Origin of the sequence: Treponema denticola (assembly GCF_024400535.1) — a bacterium.
GTDB lineage: Bacteria > Spirochaetota > Spirochaetia > Treponematales > Treponemataceae > Treponema_B > Treponema_B denticola_C.
Window position 1 is genome coordinate 1,207,192 of record NZ_CP038800.1, and the last position, 16,886, is coordinate 1,224,077.

General features: G+C 37.2%; 20 protein-coding genes and 3 pseudogenes. 16 read left to right on the forward strand and 7 right to left on the reverse strand.

The genetic code is table 11. The features are described from left to right. The first annotated feature begins 10 nt into the window (after positions 1–10). The 4 genes from E4N78_RS05535 (at position 11) to E4N78_RS05550 (ending at position 5,222) form a co-directional block, all read left to right on the forward strand. The gene (locus tag E4N78_RS05535) at positions 11–3,064 is read left to right on the forward strand and encodes an insulinase family protein (protein WP_255812041.1); all 3,054 of its coding nucleotides are present in this window, start codon (positions 11–13) and stop codon (positions 3,062–3,064) included. Positions 3,065–3,096: 32 nt separating this feature from the next. After that, complete coding sequence (ruvC, locus tag E4N78_RS05540; RefSeq protein WP_255812042.1) at positions 3,097–3,633, forward strand: crossover junction endodeoxyribonuclease RuvC; 537 nt, start codon at positions 3,097–3,099, stop codon at positions 3,631–3,633. Beyond that, a complete protein-coding gene (gene ruvA / locus E4N78_RS05545; protein WP_255812044.1) occupies positions 3,626–4,231 on the forward strand; it encodes a Holliday junction branch migration protein RuvA in 606 nt (201 codons plus the stop codon). Before ruvC ends, ruvA begins: the two co-directional genes overlap by 8 nt. An 82-nt stretch (positions 4,232–4,313) precedes the next feature. After that, on the forward strand, positions 4,314–5,222 hold the full coding sequence (locus tag E4N78_RS05550; protein WP_255812045.1) for an Rpn family recombination-promoting nuclease/putative transposase: 909 nt from the start codon (positions 4,314–4,316) through the stop codon (positions 5,220–5,222). A gap of 238 nt (positions 5,223–5,460) precedes the next feature. Here E4N78_RS05550 and E4N78_RS05555 read toward each other — a convergent pair whose 3' ends face one another. The 5 genes and pseudogenes from E4N78_RS05555 to E4N78_RS05575 form a co-directional block, all read right to left on the reverse strand. After that, the gene (locus tag E4N78_RS05555; protein ID WP_255812046.1) at positions 5,461–6,432 is read right to left on the reverse strand and encodes a DUF4097 family beta strand repeat-containing protein; all 972 of its coding nucleotides are present in this window, start codon (positions 6,430–6,432) and stop codon (positions 5,461–5,463) included. Positions 6,433–6,473: 41 nt separating this feature from the next. Continuing rightward, positions 6,474–6,662: a hypothetical protein gene (locus E4N78_RS05560; protein ID WP_002675061.1), complete on the reverse strand. Its 189-nt coding sequence runs from the start codon at positions 6,660–6,662 to the stop codon at positions 6,474–6,476. Positions 6,663–6,759: 97 nt separating this feature from the next. Then, positions 6,760–7,290 (reverse strand): DUF1700 domain-containing protein, encoded by a 531-nt coding sequence (locus E4N78_RS05565; RefSeq protein ID WP_010690371.1) that lies wholly within the window; start codon positions 7,288–7,290, stop codon positions 6,760–6,762. Position 7,291: 1 nt separating this feature from the next. Further along, complete coding sequence (locus E4N78_RS05570) at positions 7,292–8,485, reverse strand: DUF4097 family beta strand repeat-containing protein (protein ID WP_255812047.1); 1,194 nt, start codon at positions 8,483–8,485, stop codon at positions 7,292–7,294. A 10-nt stretch (positions 8,486–8,495) separates the two neighbouring features. Beyond that, positions 8,496–8,811, reverse strand: a pseudogene (locus E4N78_RS05575) (PadR family transcriptional regulator). 184 nt (positions 8,812–8,995) lie between these two features. Here E4N78_RS05575 and E4N78_RS05580 point away from each other — a divergent pair. From E4N78_RS05580 to E4N78_RS05590, 3 genes are read left to right on the forward strand one after another with little or no spacing between them, the layout of a single operon-like run. Then, positions 8,996–9,433, forward strand: coding sequence for a transporter permease (locus E4N78_RS05580; RefSeq protein WP_255812048.1), 438 nt, complete (start codon positions 8,996–8,998; stop codon positions 9,431–9,433). A gap of 28 nt (positions 9,434–9,461) precedes the next feature. Next, positions 9,462–10,301, forward strand: coding sequence for a Na+/H+ antiporter NhaC family protein (locus E4N78_RS05585; RefSeq protein ID WP_255812049.1), 840 nt, complete (start codon positions 9,462–9,464; stop codon positions 10,299–10,301). Positions 10,302–10,327: 26 nt separating this feature from the next. Beyond that, entirely contained in the window at positions 10,328–10,849 is a 522-nt protein-coding gene (locus tag E4N78_RS05590) for a DUF2147 domain-containing protein (RefSeq protein WP_255812050.1), read from the forward strand. Positions 10,850–10,851: 2 nt separating this feature from the next. Here the strand turns inward: E4N78_RS05590 and E4N78_RS05595 are convergent, their stop codons facing one another. Both E4N78_RS05595 and nrdD read right to left on the reverse strand, forming a co-directional pair. Beyond that, positions 10,852–11,595, reverse strand: a complete 744-nt coding sequence (locus tag E4N78_RS05595) for an anaerobic ribonucleoside-triphosphate reductase activating protein (protein WP_255812051.1) — start codon at positions 11,593–11,595, stop codon at positions 10,852–10,854. Beyond that, positions 11,595–11,882, reverse strand: a complete 288-nt coding sequence (gene nrdD / locus E4N78_RS05600) for an anaerobic ribonucleoside-triphosphate reductase (RefSeq protein ID WP_147625270.1) — start codon at positions 11,880–11,882, stop codon at positions 11,595–11,597. Before nrdD ends, E4N78_RS05595 begins: the two co-directional genes overlap by 1 nt. Positions 11,883–12,047: 165 nt before the next feature. On the opposite strand from nrdD, the gene E4N78_RS05605 reads away from it, so the two are divergent. From E4N78_RS05605 to E4N78_RS05645, 9 genes and pseudogenes are all read left to right on the forward strand, one after another. Continuing rightward, positions 12,048–12,356 (forward strand): nucleotidyltransferase family protein, encoded by a 309-nt coding sequence (locus E4N78_RS05605; protein ID WP_255812052.1) that lies wholly within the window; start codon positions 12,048–12,050, stop codon positions 12,354–12,356. Then, positions 12,340–12,686: pseudogene (locus E4N78_RS05610) on the forward strand (HepT-like ribonuclease domain-containing protein). Before E4N78_RS05605 ends, E4N78_RS05610 begins: the two are co-directional and overlap by 17 nt. Positions 12,687–12,772: 86 nt before the next feature. Next, positions 12,773–13,097: pseudogene (locus E4N78_RS05615) on the forward strand (nucleotidyltransferase family protein). Then, entirely contained in the window at positions 13,087–13,428 is a 342-nt protein-coding gene (locus tag E4N78_RS05620; protein WP_255812054.1) for a HepT-like ribonuclease domain-containing protein, read from the forward strand. Before E4N78_RS05615 ends, E4N78_RS05620 begins: the two are co-directional and overlap by 11 nt. A gap of 126 nt (positions 13,429–13,554) precedes the next feature. Next, the gene (locus E4N78_RS05625) at positions 13,555–13,782 is read left to right on the forward strand and encodes a Txe/YoeB family addiction module toxin (RefSeq protein ID WP_255812055.1); all 228 of its coding nucleotides are present in this window, start codon (positions 13,555–13,557) and stop codon (positions 13,780–13,782) included. 108 nt (positions 13,783–13,890) lie between these two features. Further along, positions 13,891–14,820: an SPFH domain-containing protein gene (locus E4N78_RS05630; RefSeq protein ID WP_255812056.1), complete on the forward strand. Its 930-nt coding sequence runs from the start codon at positions 13,891–13,893 to the stop codon at positions 14,818–14,820. Continuing rightward, positions 14,820–15,026, forward strand: a complete 207-nt coding sequence (locus E4N78_RS05635; RefSeq protein WP_010697560.1) for a type II toxin-antitoxin system antitoxin — start codon at positions 14,820–14,822, stop codon at positions 15,024–15,026. Before E4N78_RS05630 ends, E4N78_RS05635 begins: the two co-directional genes overlap by 1 nt. Before the next feature lie 355 nt (positions 15,027–15,381). Beyond that, the gene (locus E4N78_RS05640) at positions 15,382–15,678 is read left to right on the forward strand and encodes a type II toxin-antitoxin system RelB/DinJ family antitoxin (protein ID WP_255812057.1); all 297 of its coding nucleotides are present in this window, start codon (positions 15,382–15,384) and stop codon (positions 15,676–15,678) included. 448 nt (positions 15,679–16,126) lie between these two features. Continuing rightward, positions 16,127–16,879, forward strand: a complete 753-nt coding sequence (locus tag E4N78_RS05645) for an ABC transporter ATP-binding protein (protein ID WP_255812058.1) — start codon at positions 16,127–16,129, stop codon at positions 16,877–16,879. Positions 16,880–16,886: the final 7 nt, after the last annotated feature.

The following is a 16,886-nucleotide window of genomic DNA, read 5'->3' on the forward strand; positions in this document are numbered from 1 at the left end:
GGAAGACCTTATGAGCACTCTTATTCACGGCTTTGAAATTATAAGCAAAAATCCTTTACCCGAATTTAATGCCGTAGGCATTTATGCAAGGCATAAAAAGACGGGACTTGAACTTTATCACATTTTAAACGATGACGATGAAAATTTTTTTTCATATAATTTTATGACGAGCTCTCCCACTTCGACGGGGGTAGCTCATATTATCGAGCACACGGTTTTATGCGGCTCTAAAAACTATCCGCTTAAAGACCCCTTTATGGTTTTGGCAAAGCAGAGCGTTAATACCTTTTTAAATGCCATGACCTATCCCGATAAGACAGTCTATCCTGCAAGCTCCTTGGTTGAGGCCGATTATTTTAACCTTATGTCGGTTTACGGAGATGCTGTCTTCTTTCCCAATCTTGACGAATGGGCTTTTAAGCAGGAAGGACACCGCTTTGAACTGGATGAAAACGGAAAGATGAGCGTTCAGGGAGTTGTCTTAAACGAGATGAGAGCTAATTATTCCGACTTTGACGGGGTAATGTATGATTGGGCAGCAGCTTCTATTTGCCAGGGAAGCATCTATGCCAAGGATTCGGGCGGCTCTCCCTTGGAGATTCCCGATTTAACTTATGAAGAATATAAGGCCTTTCACAAAAAATACTATCATCCCGTAAACTGCCGAATTTTTTTAATGGGAAATATTCCGACCGAAAAGCAGATGAAATTTTTAGAAGAAAAATTTCTTTCTAAATTTGAAGCTGCCGAAAAGCCTCCCTTTGTGCCGCCGATTGAGCCCTATGCCGAGCCCCGCTTCTTTTCGGTACCAGCCCCCGCCGGCGGTCCAGCCCCGGCCGGTGATACTGCTTCCGCCGAGGAGATGACTAAGGATTCCGTAATGCTTAACTGGCTCCTCCCCGAAACTTCGGATACCGAAAAACTTATGCAGGCCTATCTTATAGGAGAGGTTTTAATCGGGCACAGCGGAGCCTGCTTAAATAAGGTTTTATTGGAATCGGGAATAGGGGAAGACCTTTATCCTTATAACGGCATAGGAAAGAGCCTTAGAAATATCACCCTCACAATAGGAATGAAGGGAATTAAAAAGGAAACGCATGAGGATTTTAAAAAGCTGATTCTTAGTGCTCTTGAAGAGCTTGTAAAAAAAGGAATCGACCCTAAAGAGATTGAAACGGCTGTTCATTCCATAGATTTTAGCAACAGAGAAATAAGAAGAAACTACGGGCCCTTCGGCATTAACCTGATGGAGCGTGCTATGGCAGGCTGGACATACGGGGTAAGTCCCGAAAAAACTCTTCAATACACTCCCGTTTTTGAAAAGGTAAAAAAAGACCTTGCCTCCGATAAGAGGTACATCGAAAAACTGATTGAAAAGTATTTAATAAAGAATAAACATCATGCCCTTGTAAGAGTTTACCCCGATGCGGATTTTTGTAAACGCTTGGACGAAAGTCTGGAAAAAAGGGCTGAAAATTTTAATGCAGGTTTAACTGAGGATGCTCGCAGGGCCATGCTCAAAGAGCAGGAGAAGATGAACGAGTTTAAACAAAAAAGCGATTCCCCTGAAATGCTTGCTCTTATTCCTCATCTTTCAAAGAAAGACCTGCCTCCTCTTCCTCCTCCGATAGATGAAGAAATCGCCTTTATCGGAAATGTTCCCCTTGTTATGCATGAGCAGCCTACAAACGGGATAGGTTATTTTCAATTAGCCTTTCCTGTAGACGGTTTAAGCGAAGAAGATTATAAATATCTGCCCCTTCTTTCAAGTTGTCTTACAGGCATGGGAACTGAAAACCTTGTATGGAGCGAGGTTTCTTCCAGGCTTGCAAATTTACTTGGAGGCTTTTCGGCAAGTGCCGGCGTTTTTACGGCAAACAAAAATCTTTCTTTATATAAAAATGCGGATAAGATAAGGCTCTCCGATATAGCCGGAAGGGATTGGCTTTTTATTTCGGGAAAGGTACTCGGCGAATTGATTCCTGAAGCTGTCTGCTTTGTCTTGCAGTTTTTAAACGAAATTTCTTTTGACGATAAAAAACGCTTAAACGATTTGGTAACCCAGAGGAAAAACGATTTTGAAAGTCTCCTCGCTCTTGACGGAAACAGCCTCGCTCTTCTTAGGGCCAGTGCACCCCTGTCCGAAAAAAATGCACGGAGGGAGATGCTTTCGGGATTAAGTCAGCTTAAATTTTTGAGGGAGCTTTATTTAAAAGTTAGGGAAGATAATTCTAAAAAAGCCGACTCCGAAAACGCTGATTTAGAATTGAATAAATTATCAAACAAATTAAGTGCCGTATATAAATCGATTATAAAATCAGGTTTGATTATTGAAGTTACCGGTACAAAAGAAAATCTGGCTGCTTTAAAAACAGCCTTTGAAAAAAACTTAAAAGGCTTTAAGGCTCCCGATAAAACCGATAAGATTGTCTTTGAAAATCCCTTTAAATTTAAGCCTTCTGAAAAAAAGAGGTTGGAGCTTATTCCGGCTTCTCTTCAAGTAGGTTTTGCAGTTTCGGTTTTTAAGGCGGCAGCTTTCGGTTCAAAGGAGCAAGCCTCACAGTTAATCCTGTGTAAATGGCTTTCAAGCGGCCCGATGTGGGAAAAGATAAGAAGCATAGGAGGAGCCTACGGTGCCTTTACCGTTCCTATGTCCTTGGAAGAACTTTTAGTCTTTGTTTCCTACAGGGATCCGAACCCGATAAATTCTCTTTCCGAATTTTTAAACTCGATAGACGAGACATTTACCCAAGACTTTTCGGAAGAGATGATAGAAAAGCTTATTACGGGAAGATACAGCAAGGAGATTATCCCGATGACTCCTGCAGGACGAGGGGCGGCAGCTTTTAGGGATCTTCTTTCGGGTATTTCATATTCCGAAAAAAAAGAAGTCGTTGAAAAGATGCTGGAAACTACGGCTGAGGATTTGCGTAATTGTGCAAAAAAATTATCGGTTCAAAGGGATTCCCTTTCTTCCGTAGTCTTGGCTTCCGATTCGGCTCTTTCTCAAAAGGAAACGATAAAAGAACTTTATCCCGAGCCCCTTCTTTCGGAGAGGGTTTGAGGAAGTTTAAACATGGCTTTAAGGAATTTTAAATGGGTATTTTAAAAGCAGCTTCAGGCAAAAAAAATCTCCGCCCCTGTGTTATAGGGATTGATCCGGGTTTGGCAAATACGGGCTATGGAATTATAAGTTTTTCAAATAACCGCTTTGAGTGTATAGAATACGGCTCAATAAGTACCGAACCTAATTTATGCCAAGGGATGAGGCTTTTAAAAATTTTCGATAGGGTTTCGGCTCTTATTGAAAAATACAGGCCTAAGGAGGCCGGAATCGAAACCTTATATTTTGCAAAAAATGCAACGAGTGCAATGTCCGTTTCGGAAGCCCGCGGCGTGGTTCTTTTGGCTCTGGCTCAAGGGGGGGTGAGGGTAGGAGAGTATGCTCCCAATTCCATTAAAAAAGCCGTAACGGGTATTGCTCATGCCGAAAAAAGGCAGGTACAGGAAGCCGTAAAATTGATTTTAGGTCTAAAGGAAATTCCTAGACCTGACCATGCGGCCGATGCCTTGGCTGCTGCCATTACAAAAATAAATTTAGGAGATGTAGGGGAGGTACGGGCTTATGTTTAACAGCATTTCAGGAATTTTAAGCGGAAAAACAACCGATTCCGTCTATGTTGAAAATTCAGGTATTGAGTGGGAAATCTTTGTTTCGGCCTTGGCTCTCGATGCCTTAGGCTCTGTCGGAAAAGAGGTAAAGGTTTATACATGGCTCTATCACAGGGAAGACCAGATGAGGCTTTTCGGTTTTCCCAATCAGGCAGAACGCTCCTTGTTTTTGGATCTTACAAAGGTTGAGGGGGTAGGGCCCCGTCAAGCCTTAAAGATAATGTCGGGGCTTAATTCCTCATCCCTTGAAAAAGCCTTGGAGGAAGGCGACCTTGACACCCTTCAAAAAGCTCCCGGAGTTGGCAAAAAGACTGCCCAAAAAATGATTCTTGCCTTAAAAGGAAAACTTACCAATCTAAACGAGGTTTCCTCAAAGGGGCAGGCTTCCGTTTCTTGCGAATATGAAGACATCGTTACGGCTTTAACCGAAATGGGCTTTGAACGAAAATCCGTAATCTTCCAAGTCGAAAAAATAGCCGAAGAAATGAAGGCCGCAGGTTCCGATCCTCTTAAAAACGAAGAAGAACTTTTTAGACGCTCAATCGTAGCTTTGAGTTGAAAAAGACAATAGTTTTATAGTGTTGCTAAGGCTTTTAAAATCCTTTAATATATGGTATAATAAAATTATCTAAGGGGGCGTTATGAGTACTTTAAATAGAAAATATAAAGATTCAGTATTCGTTGACCTTTTCAGTGAAGATGAAAAGGCAAAAGAAAACTTTTTATCGCTTTATAATGCCTTGCACGGCACAAATCTACAACTGTCTTGCCCTGTAGAAAATATAAGGCTTGACAATGTTATGTACATGAACATAATAAATGATGTTTCCTGCCTTGTAGACAATAAGATTATTGTTCTTGCCGAACACCAATCCACTATAAACGAGAATATGCCTTTGCGTTTTTTAGAATACATAGCAAGGCTCTATGAAAAGTTGCAAGCACCTACTGACAGATATTTAAAAAAATTATCTAAAATACCTACACCGGAATTCTATGTTTTTTACAATGGTAAGGAAGACTATCCTGAAAATACAACATTAAAGCTATCTGATGCGTTCATCACAAAACCTGAACAAGTGCTGCTGGAATTAACAGTGCAGGTTTTAAACATCAATACTGGTAAGGCAAACAAAATCCTAACAACCTGCAAGCCGCTTGAAGAATACAGCCTCTTTGTTGAAGAGGTAAGAAATCAAACACAACTCGACCCAGAAAACGGCTTTACCAATGCGGTAAAGATATGTATAGAAAAAGACATCTTAAAAGAATATTTACAGAGAAAATCACGGGAGGTAATCAATATGTTAGTAGCCGAATACGATTATGATACGGATATTGCAGTACAAAGAGAAGAAAGTCTAAGGATTGGCATACAACAAGGAATACAACAAGGTTTTTCCGATGGGGCGTACCAAAAAGCCATCGAAACAGCAAGGAATTTATTCCGCTTAGGACTGTCAATTGAGAATATAGCAGAAGCTACAGGCCTTGCCAAAGAAGAAATCGAAAGTATTTGTGAAACTACCGCCATCCGCGCGACGCAGTAGATACCCGTATATTTGTAAAAGAGGAGGTATTGAATATGTTATTAGCCGAATATGATTATGAAACAGATATAGCTGTACAGCGTGCTGAAGAGCGTGAAATAGTCTTTGCTGAAGGAATTGAGAACCTCTAAAAAATTCAGCTTTTTAGAGGTTCTTTAATACGAATAAAGTTTTAAACAAATGCTTTTGCAGCGAAGTGTAACCGCAGCACAGCTTCGAACGAAAAGCAATATACGATTTAATCCTTAAACCTGATTCTTACCGAACCTATTCCGCCTTTGACGGTAATTGAATTTTGGGCGATTGAACCGCTTTTTTGCCTATCGGCTAAAAATGTTTTTGATTTTTTACCGTTTATTATAACCTCTCCTAAACCTGCACTTACATCAAAATTATAATCTTTTTCGGAACCATTTATTTTAAGATCAACTTCGCCTATTCCACCCTTGACTGAGGTCTTACCCAGGGCCGTACCCGAAAAGCTAAATGAGCCGACGCCGGATTTTATATCCATATTGGTTACTGTCGAATCCTTAAAGTTTACTTCTCCGACTCCGGCTTTGATTTCGGCATCCTTTGAAATCTTTGCATCATAAATATTTACTTCACCGACTCCTGCTGAAAGATTAAATTTTTCTACATTGATATCGTGAATATCGAGTTCTCCGACTCCGCTCTTTATTTCAAAATTATTAAATACAATATTCCGCGGCAGGCTGATATATATTTTAGGCGAATTATTTTTAAAATTAAAACCAAGATTTTTAAAAAACTTTGAAGGAGTGTTGTCTTCAAAACTGATTGTGTCTCCTTTTTTTTCTACATCGAAATACTTAGGATTAATCCGTTGAATTTTATATGAGGCTTCATCAGCGCGATCGCTTATTTCTATTTTTACCTCTCCGACTTCTGCCTTAAGAAAAAAATTCTTAATTCCATCCAAGCTGATTGTTTCAGCCTTTTCGTACTCATCTCCAAAATACTCGTTCATATCATCCCCCCAAGATTCCAGGTCGTTTTCCATATCTTCTATGCCGTCTTCCATACTCTCGGCCGCCGACATAATTTTATTATACGTTCTGTCAATAAAATTTCGTTCACGAATTTTACGTCTAGATTTATAAAAAAATCTTCCGCCTAAACTATAACCTATGCCGATAAGCATAAGTCCCAAAAGAATAATTAAAATTGTCTTTCCTATTTTATTCATATAAATCCCCTTAATGATGTTTTGTGTGAACCGTTTATCGATTATCTTAATAATTTAATAATCGCAAGTATTATTAAAGCCGGAATACCCAGAACGATTGCACCTGCAAATAAAACCGGTATCAGCCAAAAGACCAGTTTAAAAGCAAGAGCTAAAATTCCCCCTACAATCCCGAAGACTGCAGCAATAATCCCGAAAACAAAAACAATAATTAAAAAAGCAATTAACATTTTTCCCTCCATAAAGTATGTTTTGTGCGAAGCACAAAACTCGAAGATAAATAGTGAGGCAGAATTTCTGCCGAGCTATTTATCGCCCCTCCATAAATTAAATTTTTTTTACCAGCTGCGATATTTTTCTTATAATCGCAGTAACAAAAAGGTATAAAAGTCTGGTAAAACCTATGGCTATTAAAATAGCTCCTATTAAAAGAATGCCCGTACCGAAGTCTACAAAAAGCATACCGAAAGCGAATACTGCCAATATACCGCCGCCGAAAACAAGGGCAATAGAGGCAACGCAAAGTCCTACGCATAGAAGAACTATTACTACGGTAAGAATTACGGCCAAGGGTATTGCAATCGGAGCTGCAAAGATTCCGAGGATTGTAAACCATAAGGCTCTTAAACCTCCCCTTGCAGATTTTCTTGCTCCTTCGGCTTCTTTTATTGCATAGTCCGAAAGAATTTTTGAAGCAATGTGGGCAGGGCTTCTAAGCTCGTCTATTACCGTTTGCTCATTTTCACTTCCAGCCTCATCAAAATATTCTTCATAGAATTTAATTGCTTCCTTTCTATCCTTATAGGGCAGATGCCGAAGCCTGTCTTCAAGCTCTTCAATGAATTCTCTTCTTTTCATTTTATTCTCCTTCCCGAGTGGTTATTTTAATTTTTCCGAAAGCAGTGCTGATCTTTATATTGGTATCTGAAGCAGTACTTCCGAGGTTAAGCCTATCTCCTCGTCCTTCAATATTTTTCCCATTTAGTTTTACACTGCCTTGTTTGGAAAAAATATTTATATCGTAATTTTCTACTTTATCAGGTAAATTAAGATCCACTGAACCTATGGCAGAATTAATTTTAGCATAGTCATGCAGATTTCCTTGGAATATTATGCTTCCTGCTCCGGTGTTTAGTATAACTTCATTAAAATCACATTTTTGGAATTTATTCGTTCCCGCCCCCGTATTGAATTTCCCTCTATCCGATTTTAATTCATTTCCCGTTATATTTCCGGCTCCCGAATTTGCATTGATGTAGGAGCTTTCGGTTTTTATAAAGTCAATTGTTCCTGCCCCTGTCGATGCGGAAATATTACCGGCTTTTATGTTTTCAAATTTTATAGCACCTGCTGAAGAAGAAAGCTTCATAGTTTCAATATCAATATCGCTTATATTTATAGCACCTGCAGAAGTATTGAAATCTATTTTTTTGTGTAGACCGCTTTTTACTACAAAATTTCCGCATGTTGTGTAGCCTTCAATAACTTCTACATTTACTTCTTCTATTTTTAAAGAACCCATCTGGGAATTAAATTCGAGTTTTTCAATATGAGTATCTTTGGGAATGTTTATGAGGATTTCTCTTTTGCTTGCATTAAAAGAGGTGTTTATGTTAAAATTTTCCAAAAAGGAAGCAAAGCCTTTTTTGCTGAAAAAGAAAACGGGCTTTTCCTTTATTATAAGTTTTCCGTTTTCAATCTTTGCCGAAAAATCATCATCCGCAATATTTTGAGTAGTATACTCAATTTTTTCTTCTTGAGAAGCATTTATTAAAACTTTTGCGGCTGTTATGTTTAAAATAATTTCCGAAATGCTTTCATCGGGAGAAAACTGCTGGGAGACTTGAGTGTTTTCACCCCTATATGAGGTTTTATGAAAATCTATAATCTCCTCTGCAAGTTTTTTAGGTGCTCCAAGTTCTTCAATTGCTGCTTCTTCGTTTTCGGCATCTTCAAAGTATTCTTCATAAAACTCGATCGTATTTTTTCTGTCTTCAGGTTTTAAAACCGAAAGATAAGAATTAAGTTCCGTTAAAAATTGGTCCTTTGTCATCTTTAATCTCCTAAATGGCTGTTCCCTTAAAAATTTTGTCTATCAGTTCCTTATAGGACTTCCATTCTTCAATGTAGAGTTCATGCTGCCTTAATCCTGCAGGCGTTATTTTATAGTACTTACGGTTCCGCCCGTCGATAGGCTGATCGTAGGTTTCCAAATATCCGCTTGTTTGCAGTCTTTTTTAGAACAGGGTATAAGGTAGATTCCGATATTGGAAGAAGGCTTTTGACATCCTGCGTTAATTTGTAGCCGTAAGAATCCGAGTCTTTTAAAAGGGCTAGAACGCAGGCTTCAAGCAAGCCCGTATTTATCGAAAAAATCATCCCATTAACCTCCTTGCTATATCCGATATTATATAATACTGTTTAGTATATTATTTATGGTTATATATTATATAAAATATAATATTATGTCAAGTATAAATATGAATTTTTTTATAAAAAATTTTGACAAATTTTGAAATATATGATAGTATGTGCACATAATTACTTATATGGAGTTTGATTAATGATAAATCCCTTGATCCTTTCTGTTGTTGCTATGATTGTCTTATGTTTATTCCAAGTAAATATTTTAGTCTCGATCATTCTTTCTGCCGTATTGGGCGGATATGTGGGCGGTTTGAGCCCTTCCGAGATAATGAATGCTATGGTTTTAGGAATGGGAGATAATGCCGAGATAGTACTTTCCTACGCCTTACTTGGTATTATTGCTGCTGCAATTAATGAGACCTTTCTTGTTGACTTTATTGCCTTAAAATTTTATAAGAATTTAAAAGGTAAAAAGGTTTTGCTTTTATTTTTGATAACCCTAATCGGTATTGTGTCTGAATCATTAATTCCGATACATATTTCTTGGATACCTCTAGTCCTTCCTCTCCTTTTGGTTATTATGAACAGTATGAGGCTTGACAGACGCGCCGTGGCATGCAGTTTGACTTTTTAGTTTGACTTTTTCTTTAATATGGCCGTATTTGATTTTTCCTATAGGTTTCGGTCTGGTCTTTCATACGATTATAGCTAATGCGATGGTGCAAAACGGCCTTAATTTTAAAGTAAACGATGTTTGGAAGGCTATGCTCGTACCGGCATTCTTCCTTATAGTAGGCTGGCTTGTTTCTATTTTTATTTCTTACCGTAAACCCCGTAGCTATGATCAGCAAGGCTTTGAATTTGATATGGAAGTTGAAGTAAAATTTGGAAGAAAAGAATGGTTATCTCTTGCTTCGATTATTATTTTATGTGTAGTTCAGGTAATTACCGGTTCAATGGTATGGGGCTGCATAGCAAGTATAACGGTTTTGCTTGGAACCGCTACAGCTGATGTACGCCGATCAAATGAAAGAATGCACTATAGTATGAGAATTATGGGCGGTATTGCTTTTATAATGCTTGCTGCAGGAGGTTTTTCAAAGATTATGATTGCAACAGGTAGTATAGAAACACTTGTTTCCGATACTGTTGCCGTATTCGGAACCGGTAAATTTATTATGGCTCTTTTAATGTTGTTGATAGGCTTACTCATTACTATGGGAATAGGAACCTGTTTTGGCAGTGTTCCGATAATTGCCGCCTTATATGTTCCTTTAGGCATAAAATTAGGTTTCAGTCCTCTTGCGATCGCCTGTCTTGTCGGAACAGCCGCTGCTCTGGGCGATGCGGGTTCTCCATCTTCTGATGTTACATTGGGCCCTACAAGCGGTCTGATTACGGACCGTCAGCATAATCATATTTGGGATACATGTATTCCTACATTTTTACACTTTAATATTCCATTATTGATTGGCGGCTTAATAGGTGCTTTGATCCTATAAAAATTGAATATATTTGGAGGTAAAATATGAAAAAAATAATTTTGATTACTTTATTTTTTATGTGTATTTTGGCTATGGGCTTTTCCGAAGATCCGGCTACCGGTTTATGGAAAAGCGTGGATGAAAAAACCAATGAGGTTACCGGCGTCTGGAACATTTATGAAAAAGACGGAAAATTGTTTGGAGAAATGCTTGTTACAGTAGGACATGATCCTAAGGAGCTTGCGTCTTCTTGTAAAGAATCCTATAAAGGTTTTCCTAAAGCCGGAAAGGTAAACGAAATGCCGCTCGTAGGCACGCCTTTTATTTACAATCTTGTAAAAAAAGAAGCCGGTTCATGGCATAAGGGCTATATCATTGATCCGGGTGATGGCAAGTATTACTATTGCAAAATAAAATTTCACAAGGCTGACGGTAAAAAATTTAAAACCGATACCCTTGAAATGCGCGGAGAAATCGGTCTCGGCATAGGACGCAGCCAATATTGGCTTAGAACCGACAAGGCAGAAACCGATGGATTGATCAAAAACAATGTAGTTAAGAATTAGTGTTAGCGTAATTCCGTATCGGGGATAAGGCTTTTTGCAGTGGCTGTAAAGGCTTGAGCTTGGGAGAGAGGGTAGGGCTCTACCGAGTTCCATTCAGGGGCTAGACAGGCTCCCGGTACAAATTGGGCTAGTCTCCATCTTGCAGTTTTGGGCAGGATGGAGGCTATTTTTTTTATTTCATCTTCAGATACGAGGGATGGAGCCAAAACGGTTCTATATTCTACTTCCGTTTTTTCGGTATTTGATTTTAGAATATCTAGGGTTTTTAGAAGTGCTGTTTTTGCTTTTTCTGCGGCTGAAGCGGTTTTTGAGGCTAAAAGTTCCCCGTACCTTTCAGGTGAAGTCTTTAGGTCGATGGCTATCATGTCAGGTTTAAGATTGGGAGAGCTTAAAATCTCTTCTATGCGTTCCGGAAAAAGGCCGTTTGTGTCTATTTTGACTGCAAGGTTTAAGGACTTTGCTCTTTCGATTAGCTCGAACAAGGCCGGGGACATGAAGGGCTCCCCCCCTGATATTACAAGGCCTGAAATAAGGTTTTTCCTTCTTTCTAAAAATGTATAGATTTCGCTAAGCTCATAATAATCGTTGGAGCTTTCAGGATTTGCATTAAAGGAAGAAGGCGAGGCTAGGGCGAGCTCTGCATTGTGGCAGTAGGGGCATCGCATATTGCAGCCGGGCAAAAAAACCGCCGCTGCGACGCGGCGGGGAAAATTAACTAAGGTGGTTTTTTGTAAACCTGCAAGCATTAGGCTATTTGTTCTTTTTTTTCTGAAAGGTTTTCCGAACTTGAAAAATTTAAGGAGCCGCTGATGGGCGGGCAATCACAGCCGGACAGAGTTTTTCCAATCCTTTCGTTTTCGGAAGAGAACATAAGCCTATGGTTATATTCTTCCCGTTTTCCTTTGTTCCAGTTGCGGACCGACCGGTAGTAGCCTACGATTCTGGCATAAACCTCAGTTCCCGTACCATGAACATTTTCAAGTTCTTTTTTTACCTCTTCAATTTCTGCATTGACTTTTTCAATGTCTCTCATTTTTTCCTCCCAGCTTTCGGAATAAAGCGTTATTTAGCGTTCTATTCCTTATATCGGCCATTCTAACACTATATATAGTGTTTGTCAAGTAAAAAGTTAAAAAAATGATAATTTTTGCGAATTTTTTCTCTTGATGTATATAAAAATGTGTATTATAATATCAATATGAAACCCAAAGAAAAAAAAGAGATTTTTAATTTCTTAGAATATAATAAAAACATTCTCCAGTCCTATGGCGTAAAAAAAATAGGTCTTTTTGGTTCTTATGTACATGATCAACAAAATAAAAATAGCGATATTGATATATTAGTAGAATTCCATGCTGATAAAAAAAATTATAATAACTTTATAAATTTAGTTTATTACTTGGAAGATAATTTGAATACAAAAATAGATTTATTAACCATAGAAAGTTTAAGTCCTTATATTGGTAATAGAATACTCAATGAGGTTGAATATGTATCGATCAAATGAAGAGTTATTCAAGCATATTTTTGATGAAATTGTTTTTTTTTAGAATCTGAAACAAGGGCCATATCAAAAGAAGTATTTTTAAAAGATGAAAAAACGCAACGAGCTTTTGCACGAAGTATTGAAATTATCGGAGAAGCCGTTAAAAATATTTCAACTGATGTAATAATTAAATATAAAGAAGTTCCATGGAGAAATATTGCCGGTATGAGAGATAAACTCATTCATGGTTATTTTTCAGTTGATTATGAAATTGTGTGGGATGTTGCAAAAAATATCATTCCTGAATTTAAGGATCAGCTGATAAAAATTATGAATGCAGAAAAAAAATAAGCAAAGTTGTAAAACCTTTTTACAATTTTTTTCTATTGATGTATATAAAAATGTATGGTATATTTTAGATGTACCTTGGAGGAAGTATGTCTGCTTTTGAAAAACTTAGAAAAAACGGAATAAATATTTCGGAAAAAGATATAAAAATTATTGCGGCTAAATATTCCATTAAAGAAATATCGGTTTTTCGGTTCTTCTATTCGTGATGACTTTGACACTGATAGTGATATAGATTTACTTATCGAATTTTATAATTCGGAAACTATTTCTTTATACGATATAATTGATATTCAAGAGTATTTTGAAAAAATTACACAACGTCCTGTTGATATTGTTGAACCGGAAGGATTGCGTAATCCATATCGTAGGGAGAATATTTTAAAAACAAAGGAAATACTATATGCAGCTTAATGAAAGAGATAAAAGCTATATATACGATATGTTGACATATTCAAATGAGATTATTGATATTATAAAAGATGAAAATCATGCCTCATTTCTATCAAATAGAGTGAAACGTTTAGCTGTAGAAAGACTTATAGAAATTATCGGTGAAGCAGCAAATCATATTTCTGAAGAAGTTATTAATAAAAATGATGATATTCCATGGTCAAAAATTATTGGTTTAAGAAATAAAATTGTGCATGATTATGGAGAGATTTTGACTGATAGAATATGGCTAATTGCTTCCAAAGCTATACCGGAACTAATTAATTTGCTAAATTCAAAAAAATTTATATGAGTTTCTTAAAACTTAACTCTATTTCAGGTTTGCCGGAATCGCTTATTTCGGGAAAAAACGCAGCTTTGGAAGACTGCCTATCCGAAAATGAAGTTAAATGGTAGTTAATTTATATATGGCAGCCTAATGTACAGAATTGTTTATGAAAAACAAGCAGTAAAGGATATTCAGAATTTAAAATCATCAGGCTTGGATATAAAAGCAAAAAAATTGATAGAAATTGTACGCAATGACCCTTTTCAAAAAAATCCTCCATTTGAAGCCCTGCTTGGAAATCTTTCCGGTTTATATTCCCGTAGAATAAATATTCATAATCGATTTGTTTATCAAGTCTGCAATTGTCTTTGCAGTTGAAATTTATATAAATGTTTAAAAATAATTTTTTTTTAACTTCCTCTTGACAAATTTTCTTCTTTTTGATATCATAATGATATCAAAATAAATTTCTATAAGGAGAATTTTATGAATGAAGTAGAATTAAAAGCAAAAAACGGGTTTGTGATGCTATGTCTTTTTATACTTATCGAACTTGCTGCCTTGCCGGCCTTGGTTTGCAGTATCTATTTTACAGGTGAGGATTTAATTCCGCCTTATATAGGCTTTCCCTGTATTGCGGTTCTTGTTTTAATAATAATAACGGTTTCTACCTGTTTTTTCGGTATTAAAATCTTAAAACCGCAGGAGGCTCTCGTTCTAACCCTTTTCGGAAAGTACACAGGTACCTTAAAAAAGAGCGGGATGTATTTTGTCAATCCTTTTTCTATCGCTGTTAATCCTGCTGCAGAAACTGTTTTGCGTCAAAGCGGAGATGTAAACAAAAAGGTTTACGCTCAAAATGCAGGTGTTAATTTTGCATTAAACAAAAAGATTTCTTTAAAGCAGATGACATTAAACAATAACCAGCAAAAGATAAACGATAGGCTTGGAAATCCCATCGAAATAGGCATTGCCGTAATTTGGAGGGTTGTAGATACGGCAAAGGCTGTTTTTGCAGTGGATAACTACAAAGAATTTTTATCTTTGCAATGCGATGTTGCTTTAAGAAATATAGTTAAAATCTATCCTTATGATATTGCAGAAAATGTAGATACAACGGGGGACGGTACTCCCGATGAGGGCTCGCTCAGAGGTTCTTCCGAAATTGTTGCAAACAGAATCAAAAATGAAATTCAGTCAAAGGTTAATGAGGCCGGTATAGAGATTATCGAAGCCCGAAAGATGATAGTTGACGGGGCCGTAGGTATGGTCGAGATGGCCTTGGATAAGTTAAACGAAAGCGGAAAGGTTATTCTCGATGAAGAGCGGAAGGCTGCCATGGTATCAAACCTCCTTGTAGTCCTTTGCGGAAATAAGGATGCTCAGCCCGTAGTAAATTCAGGTTCCTTATATTGATGGACAAGGATGAGAAAAAACAGATACCCTTACGGGTATCTGCAAAACTATATCAGGACCTTGCTTCTTGGGCTGAAGACGACTTCCGTTCTATAAACGGACAGATAGAATATCTTTTAAGCCTCTGTGTTAAGCAGCGCAAAAAAACGGGTAAGTATGTAAGCGATGAAATAGATGAAGAGCCGGATTTGGGAGAGATTGTATAAATACAGAAAGTGAACCGCAGAGAACGCAAAACGCTCGAGCGGCGCTTGAGCTTCGCAAAGGTTAATTGAGGATTTGGCTTATCAAGATTCCATTAAAATTCTTTGCGGAGTTGAGCGTAAGCTCAACGCTTGTCGGCCTTTGCGGTTAAAATAAATATAGCTTTTAAAAATTAAAATTTTATCTAGGTGTATTGACAAAAGTTAGAATTTATGTAAACTATCTAGCTAGATAACTCGTTATACCATTTGCAATATTTGCAGAATTGAGCCTAGCTCAACTTTTGCCAGTCTTAGCAGTTAAATGTCTTGCTTTTGTAAGTACATTAGTGTATAATACATATGTTTTGGAGGAAAAATGGCAAAAACAGCAAATCTTTATGCGAGAATTGAGCCTAATGTAAAAGAACAGGCTGAAAGTATTTTAGATTCCCTTGGTATTCCGGCATCTAATGCAATAAATATGTTCTATAAACAAATTATTTTGCAAAAAGGTATTCCTTTCGACTTAAAACTTCCGGTAAATCATCCTCTTGTTCTAGGATATTTAACTGAAGAAGAGCTGAATATGGAACTGATGAAAGGCTATTCGGATATAAATGAGGGAAATAAAAAAACGGCAAACGAGGTTTTTGATAAGCTTCAAGAGGATTAGTATTATGCCGGTTGATAAATTTTTGGTTTTTTATATACCGTCCGAATCGGATAAAAAAGTTTATATTATCCGTGTAATATATGGCGGTAGAAATATTGAAAAAGAATTAAACAGCGGTTAAATCAAATACCGAAAGTAAACCGCGAAGTACGCCAAGAGCGCCAAGGATAATTAATGAATATCTTAAAAAGATTCCTAACAAATTCTTAGTGCCCTTTGCGATCTTTGCGGTTAAATCAAATAAATGACTATTTACCGCTTAAAATATGACTTTTGTCACTGGTAAAGCGGTTAAAAAATATGTAAACTTACAGAAATGTAAGGCGAAAAGTTAAAATGTAAGCTATAGTAAATGCTTGTTTTAATTTTTTATGATATTATGAACATCGAAAAACTTCAGCTTTTCGATGTTTTCCCTAATATGTACAACTTTTTTTGGAGGTTTTGTATGAATATTGTACAGGTTAAAAACTTAAAGAAGACCTATCCATTGGGAAAGGTTTTAGTTGAAGCCGTAAAAGGCATCGATTTTGCCATCGAGCAAGGCGAATTCGTTTCGATTTCTGGACCTTCGGGTTCCGGCAAATCGACCATTCTTAATATGATAGGTTTAATAGATACGCCCTCGGGCGGGGAGCTAATCATAAACAATGAGAGTATTTATAAGGAATCGGATTTTGCTTCTCTTTTAAAAAAGCAAAACAAAAAGGTTAAGGTTCCCAACAGACTGGATAAAAAAATGACCGTACTCCGCCACGAGTATTTGGGCTTTATTTTTCAATCCTTTAACCTTGTTCCTGTTTTAAACGTATACGAAAATATAGAATTTCCTCTTTTGTTTGGAAGAGCAAAAGAGAGTAAAGCAAAACAAACCGAATGGATTAATTATTTAATCGATAAGGTAGGTTTGAACGAATGGAAGCATCATAAGTCTAACGAGCTTTCAGGAGGTCAAAGGCAGAGGGTTGCCATCGCAAGAGCCTTAGCTACTAAACCTCAAATAGTTTTAGCCGATGAGCCTACTGCAAACCTTGACTCAAAGACTGGTATTCAAATTTTGGAACTTATGAAAGAGGTAAACAGGGAACTTAAAACAACCTTTATCTTTTCGACACATGATGCAAAGATCGTAGATATGACCAACCACCGCATTAAAATTTTGGACGGGCAAATCCTCGAAGATATAAAGGCTTCAGCTTAAACTTAGG

Excerpts from the sequence above, each read along its gene's own strand:
- E4N78_RS05535 (WP_255812041.1), top strand. The coding sequence starts at position 11 with ATGAGCACTCTTATTCACGGCTTTGAAATTATAAGCAAAAATCCTTTA.
- ruvC (WP_255812042.1), top strand. The coding sequence starts at position 3,097 with ATGGGTATTTTAAAAGCAGCTTCAGGCAAAAAAAATCTCCGCCCCTGT.
- ruvA (WP_255812044.1), top strand. The coding sequence starts at position 3,626 with ATGTTTAACAGCATTTCAGGAATTTTAAGCGGAAAAACAACCGATTCC.
- E4N78_RS05550 (WP_255812045.1), top strand. The coding sequence starts at position 4,314 with ATGAGTACTTTAAATAGAAAATATAAAGATTCAGTATTCGTTGACCTT.
- E4N78_RS05555 (WP_255812046.1), bottom strand. The coding sequence starts at position 6,432 with ATGAATAAAATAGGAAAGACAATTTTAATTATTCTTTTGGGACTTATG.
- E4N78_RS05560 (WP_002675061.1), bottom strand. The coding sequence starts at position 6,662 with ATGTTAATTGCTTTTTTAATTATTGTTTTTGTTTTCGGGATTATTGCT.
- E4N78_RS05565 (WP_010690371.1), bottom strand. The coding sequence starts at position 7,290 with ATGAAAAGAAGAGAATTCATTGAAGAGCTTGAAGACAGGCTTCGGCAT.
- E4N78_RS05570 (WP_255812047.1), bottom strand. The coding sequence starts at position 8,485 with ATGACAAAGGACCAATTTTTAACGGAACTTAATTCTTATCTTTCGGTT.
- E4N78_RS05580 (WP_255812048.1), top strand. The coding sequence starts at position 8,996 with ATGATAAATCCCTTGATCCTTTCTGTTGTTGCTATGATTGTCTTATGT.
- E4N78_RS05590 (WP_255812050.1), top strand. The coding sequence starts at position 10,328 with ATGAAAAAAATAATTTTGATTACTTTATTTTTTATGTGTATTTTGGCT.
- E4N78_RS05595 (WP_255812051.1), bottom strand. The coding sequence starts at position 11,595 with ATGCTTGCAGGTTTACAAAAAACCACCTTAGTTAATTTTCCCCGCCGC.
- nrdD (WP_147625270.1), bottom strand. The coding sequence starts at position 11,882 with ATGAGAGACATTGAAAAAGTCAATGCAGAAATTGAAGAGGTAAAAAAA.
- E4N78_RS05605 (WP_255812052.1), top strand. The coding sequence starts at position 12,048 with ATGAAACCCAAAGAAAAAAAAGAGATTTTTAATTTCTTAGAATATAAT.
- E4N78_RS05620 (WP_255812054.1), top strand. The coding sequence starts at position 13,087 with ATGCAGCTTAATGAAAGAGATAAAAGCTATATATACGATATGTTGACA.
- E4N78_RS05625 (WP_255812055.1), top strand. The coding sequence starts at position 13,555 with ATGTACAGAATTGTTTATGAAAAACAAGCAGTAAAGGATATTCAGAAT.
- E4N78_RS05630 (WP_255812056.1), top strand. The coding sequence starts at position 13,891 with ATGAATGAAGTAGAATTAAAAGCAAAAAACGGGTTTGTGATGCTATGT.
- E4N78_RS05635 (WP_010697560.1), top strand. The coding sequence starts at position 14,820 with ATGGACAAGGATGAGAAAAAACAGATACCCTTACGGGTATCTGCAAAA.
- E4N78_RS05640 (WP_255812057.1), top strand. The coding sequence starts at position 15,382 with ATGGCAAAAACAGCAAATCTTTATGCGAGAATTGAGCCTAATGTAAAA.
- E4N78_RS05645 (WP_255812058.1), top strand. The coding sequence starts at position 16,127 with ATGAATATTGTACAGGTTAAAAACTTAAAGAAGACCTATCCATTGGGA.